The organism is Variovorax sp. YR752 (assembly GCF_943372545.1).
On sequence record NZ_CALRZC010000363.1, the window covers coordinates 1 to 5,258 of the forward strand.

General features: G+C 69.0%; 3 protein-coding genes. All 3 read right to left on the reverse strand.

Annotated features, from left to right (window positions below):
- Window positions 1–10: 10 nt before the first annotated feature.
- Complete coding sequence (glgA, locus tag AAG801_RS40140) at window positions 11–1,480, reverse strand: glycogen synthase GlgA (RefSeq protein WP_341893456.1); 1,470 nt, start codon at window positions 1,478–1,480, stop codon at window positions 11–13.
- A gap of 7 nt (window positions 1,481–1,487) precedes the next feature.
- Window positions 1,488–2,825: a glucose-1-phosphate adenylyltransferase gene (gene glgC / locus AAG801_RS40145; protein WP_341893457.1), complete on the reverse strand. Its 1,338-nt coding sequence runs from the start codon at window positions 2,823–2,825 to the stop codon at window positions 1,488–1,490.
- An 88-nt stretch (window positions 2,826–2,913) separates the two neighbouring features.
- A complete protein-coding gene (glgX, locus tag AAG801_RS40150; protein WP_341893458.1) occupies window positions 2,914–4,989 on the reverse strand; it encodes a glycogen debranching protein GlgX in 2,076 nt (691 codons plus the stop codon).
- Window positions 4,990–5,258 lie beyond the last annotated feature (269 nt).

A 5,258-nucleotide genomic window follows, 5' to 3' on the forward strand; every position in this document is an offset into this window, starting at 1 on the left:
GGGCGATCGTTCAGGCCAACGCCCGTTGATACACATCGATGTACTGCGCGGCTGCGGTGCCCCAGTCGGCCGGGCGCCGCATGGCATTGCCGCGCACGCGGCGCCAGTCGGCGGCGCGTTCGTACAGCGCGAAGGCGCGGCGCAGGGCGCGGTCGTAGTCGGCGTCTTCGAAGCGGTCGAACACGAAGCCGGTGGCCTCGCCGCTGGCCATGTCTTCCAGCGTGCAGTCGACCACGGTGTCGGCCAACCCGCCGACACGGCGCACCAGCGGCAGGCTACCGTACTTCAGGCCGTACATCTGCGTGAGGCCGCAGGGCTCGAACAGCGAAGGCACGAGCGTCACGTCGCCCGCGCCGAAGAGCTGGTGCGCGAGCGTCTCGTCGTAGCCGATGGTGACGCTCACCGATGCGGGCGCCGCCGCCGCGCGCTGGCGGAAGGCGTCTTCGAGCCAGCCTTCGCCGCTGCCCAGCAGCGCGAGTTGGCCACCCTGCGCGAGCAGCGTGTCGAGGCCGCCGAGCACGAGATGCAAACCCTTCTGCTCGGTGAGCCGGCTCACCACGATGAACAGCGGCGCGTCGGGACGCTCGGCCAGTCCCAGCTGGCGCTGCAGCACCGACTTGCAACGCGCCTTGCCGGCCATGTGGCGGCCTTCGGGCGTTTGGTAGCCCTGCACCAGCGCGGCGTCGGTGGACGGGTTCCAGACCTGGTCGTCGACCGCGTTGAGGATGCCGCTGAGCACGTTGCTGCGCTGGCGCAGCAGGCCGTCGAGGCCGCAGCCCTGTTCGGGCGTCTGGATCTCGAGCGCGTAGGTCGGGCTCACGGTGGTGAGCTGGTCGGCGAAGCACAGGCCGCCCTTCATGAAGGAGACCTGGCCGTGGTACTCCAAGCCGTTCATGTGGAAGGCCGACGCCGGCAGGCCGAGTTCGGCGAAGTGCTTCGGCGCGAACAGGCCCTGGTAGGCGAGGTTGTGCACGGTGAACACGGTGCCCACGTGCGGGCCGCCCGCGCGCCGCGCGAAAGACAGGTAGGCGGGCGCGAGCGCTGCGTGCCAGTCGTGCGCGTGCACGACGTCGGGCCGCCAGGCGGGGTCGAGCCCCTGCGCGAGCTGCGCCGCCGCCCAGCCCAGCAGCGCGAAGCGCCGGTGGTTGTCGCTGTAGGGCTGACGCGTGGTGTCTTCGTACGGATTGCCGGGCCGGTCGTAGAGCGCGGGCGCGTCGATCACGTACGTGGGAAGCGACGGTGCGCCGGCAATGGCCACATGCCCGGCGCGCAGGCCGAAGCGCTCGCCCCAGGGCGCGGTGAACTCGGCCACCGGCGCCAGGTCGCGCACGCCGGCCACGATGGCGGGAAAGCCCGGCAGCAGCGCGCGCGCTTCTTGTCCCGCGGCCATGAGCGCCAGGGGCAGGGCGCCGGCGATGTCCGCCAGGCCGCCGGTCTTGAGGAGGGGAAACAGCTCGGCGCTGACCTGCAGGATGCGCATGGTGTGATCAGGAAGCGGCAGCGGGCACGGGGTCGGGCGCCAGCCGGTGCAGCATTTCGCGCGTGACCAGCACCACGCCCGTTTCCGTGCGCTCGAAGCGCGCGGCATCGGCCTCGGCGTCTTCGCCGATCACCGTTTCGTCGGGGATCACGCAGCCGCGGTCGATCACCACGCGGTTGAGCCGGCAGCCGCGGCCCACTTCCACGTCGGGCAGCAGCACGGCTTCGTTGATCTCGCAGAAGGAGTGGATGCGCACGCCCGAGAACAGCACCGCGCTGCTGATCTTCGAGCCCGAGACGATGCAGCCGCCCGAGACGATGGTGTTGACCGTCATGCCGTGCTTGCCCTCGCGGTCGAGCACGAACTTGGCTGGCGGCAGCTGCCGCTGGTAGGTCCAGATGGGCCAGTCCGTGTCATAGATGTCGAGCTCCGGGGTGATCGAGGCCAGGTCGAGGTTGGCTGCCCAGAATGCATCAATCGTGCCCACGTCGCGCCAGTAGGCCTTGGCGTCGGGCCCACGCGAGGCGCGCGTGACGCACGACATGCTGAACGGATGCGCCAGCGCGCGGCCCTCGGCCACGGCGCGCGGAATGATGTCCTTGCCGAAGTCGTGGCTCGAATCGGGGTTGGCGTTGTCTTCCTCGAGCAGCCGGTACAGGTAGGCCGAATCGAAGATGTAGATGCCCATGCTGGCCAGCGCCATGTCGGGGTGGCCGGGCATGGCGGGCGGGTCGGCCGGCTTCTCCAGGAAGCTGGTGATCTGGCGGCCGTCGTCCACCGCCATCACGCCGAAGGCCGTGGCCTCCATGCGCGGCACCTCGATGCAGCCGACCGTGCAGCCCAGGCCGCGCTCGGCGTGGTCCTTGAGCATGACGGAGTAGTCCATCTTGTAGATGTGGTCGCCGGCCAGCACCACCACGTAGTCGTGCGGCGTGGAGCGGGTGCTGATGATGTCCAGGTTCTGGAACACCGCGTCGGCCGTGCCGCGGTACCAGTGCTCGTCGCCCATGCGCTGCTGCGCGGGCAGCACGTCGACCATCTCGTTGAGTTCGGCGCGCAAAAAACTCCAGCCGCGCTGCAGGTGGCGCATGAGCGAGTGCGACTTGTACTGCGTGACCACCGCCATGCGCCGGATGCCGGAGTTCAGGCAGTTGGACAGCGCGAAGTCGATGATGCGGAACTTGCCGCCGAAGTACACGGCCGGCTTGGCGCGGCGGTCGGTGAGCTGCTTGAGGCGCGAGCCCCGGCCGCCGGCCAGCACCAGCGCGATGGTGCGGCGGACCAGTTGATGGGCCTGCAGGGGCGCCTGCGGGGCCTGTGCGGCCCGGGTGTTGAGCTTGTCCATCTGTGTCTCCGTTCGTTCGCTTTGTTGAATTCGTCGTCGTCGTCAGAGTGTCCGCACCGAGTCTGGCACTGCACCGTGGGCTTGGCTCCTACGTTCTTGCAAGCCAGAGGCTCGAAACCGGCACCTCCACCGCGCGGCCCAGCAGACGGGGCGCGGTGCGCAGGTCGTCGGGGTCTTCGGCATCGGTGGCAAGGCAGCAGCGCCAGTCGCCATCCGGCAACGTGAAGGTGACGGGGTTCGGGCCCGCATTCACCAGCACCAGCCAGGCGTCCTCGGCATGCCCGAACAGGATCGCAAGGGCCGTGCCTGCGTGCCAGTCGGCCGGTGCCATCGGCTCGCCGTCGGGGCGCAGCCAGCGCAGGTCCGGCGGTGCGCCGGCCGGCGGCTCGGCCGGCCACCAGTGCGCGCTGCGCAGCGCCGGCGCCTCGCGCCGCAGGGCGGTGAGCCGCGCGACGAAGGCCGTCAGACGCGCGCGTTCGCTGGCCGGGTCGGGCAGCCCGATCCAGTTGAGCCAGGTGGTCTCGTTGTCCTGGCAGTAGGCGTTGTTGTTGCCGTTCTGGCTGTGGCCGAGTTCGTCGCCGGCCAGCAGCATCGGCGTGCCCTGCGACAGCATCAACGTGGCGAGCATGTTGCGCTGCTGGCGGGCGCGCAGCGCGAGCACCTCGGCGTCGTCGGTCGGGCCTTCGACACCGCAGTTGGTGCTCAGGTTGTGGGCATGGCCGTCGCGGTTGTCTTCGCCGTTGGCGAGGTTGTGGCGCGCCTCGTAGCTCACGAGGTCGCGCAGCGTGAAGCCGTCGTGTGCGGTGATGAAGTTGACGCTCGCGGTCGGTGCGCGGCCATCGTGCGCGAAGCTCGCGCTGGAGGCGGTGAAGCGGTGTGCGAAATCGCCCAGGCCCGTGGCACCTTCGCGCCCCTGGCGCAGCCAGAAGCCGCGTTGCGTGTCGCGGAAGCGGTCGTTCCATTCGAGCCAGCCCGGCGGGAACTCGCCGAGCCGGTAGCCGCCGGGGCCGATGTCCCACGGCTCGGCGATGCGCAGCGTGCGCGACAGCACCGGGTCTTGCGCAATCGCCGCGAAGAAGGGCGCGCGCGCATCGAAGCCGCGCTGCGCGTCGCGGCCCAGCACGGGGGCAAGGTCGAAGCGGAAGCCGTCGACGCCCATTTCGCAGGCCCAGAAGCGCAGGCTGTCCATCACGAGTTGCAGCACGCGCGGCTCGCCGAGGTTGAGGCAGTTGCCGGTGCCGGCCCAGTTCTCGTACAGCGCGCGATCGTCGGCGCGCAGGTGGTAGTACAGGGCGTTGTCGATGCCGCGCAGCGAGAGCGTCGGGCCGAGCTCGTCGCTTTCGGCGCTGTGGTTGTAGACCACGTCGATCACCAGTTCCATGCCGCGCGCATGCACCGCATCGGCCATAGCGCGGAACTCGCTGGCGGGCGTGGTGCCGGGGCGGCCGCTCCAGAAGCGCGCTTCGGGGGCGAACCAGCCGATGGTGTTGTAGCCCCAGTGGTTGGTCAGGCCTTTGGCGAGCAGGCGCTGTTCGTCGGCGCGGTGTTGCACGGGCATGAGGCTGAGGGTGGTGACGCCCAGGCGTTGCAGGTGGTCGAGGACGGCGGGTTCTGCAAGGCCTGCGTACGTGCCGCGCAGGGGTTCTGGTACGCCTGGGTGCTGGTGGGTGAGGCTGCGGATGTGCAGTTCGTACAGGACGCGGTCGGAAGGGGGGATGTGGGCGCGGCCTGTTGTCTGGGGTGTGTTGCTGGGTGCTGTGACGCGGGCTTTGAGTGCGATCGAGCCGTTGTCTCTGGTGTCGCGTTGGGTTGGGTTTGTGGGGGCGTGGCCCAGGAAGAGGTCGCTGCCGTTGTAGTGGCCGAGGATTTCTCGGGCGTAGGGGTCGAGGAGGAGCTTGGCGGGGTTGAAGCGCTGTCCTTCTTCTGGGGACCAGGGGCCGTGGACTCGGTAGCCGTAGATCAGGCCTGGTCTTGCGTTGGGGAGCAGGCCGTGCCAGATGCCGTCGGTGCGTTCTGGTAGCGCTAAGCGCTGCTGTTCGTTCTGGCCTGTGCTGTCGAAGAGGCAGAGTTCTACTTTGCTTGCTGATGGGGCTGCGATTGCGAAGTTGACGCCTTGCTGCGATGGGATTGCGCCCAAAGGGAGGGGGCTGCCTGGGCTCAGCATGTTGTTGGCTTCCCTGCGGGTTTGTTTTCCGAGGCCGGGACTCGCCCCGGCGGGCGACTTACTTTCTTTTGCTTCGCCAAAAGAAAGTAAGCAAAGAAAAGGCGACCCCACTGTCTGCGACCCTCCGCTTCGCTGCGGGCAACCTGCGGTGCTCGCGTTTCGCGGGGTCTCGCAGAACTCGCTTCGCTCAAACAGCTGCGAGCCCTGATCCGCGAAACGCTCCGCTCCTCGGCGCATACAGAGGGGCTTCGATACCGGGCGGGCCATCG

Bases quoted from the DNA above. Each gene is read 5' to 3' on its own strand.
- glgA (WP_341893456.1), bottom strand. From the start codon at position 1,480: ATGCGCATCCTGCAGGTCAGCGCCGAGCTGTTTCCCCTCCTCAAGACC.
- glgC (WP_341893457.1), bottom strand. From the start codon at position 2,825: ATGGACAAGCTCAACACCCGGGCCGCACAGGCCCCGCAGGCGCCCCTG.
- glgX (WP_341893458.1), bottom strand. From the start codon at position 4,989: ATGCTGAGCCCAGGCAGCCCCCTCCCTTTGGGCGCAATCCCATCGCAG.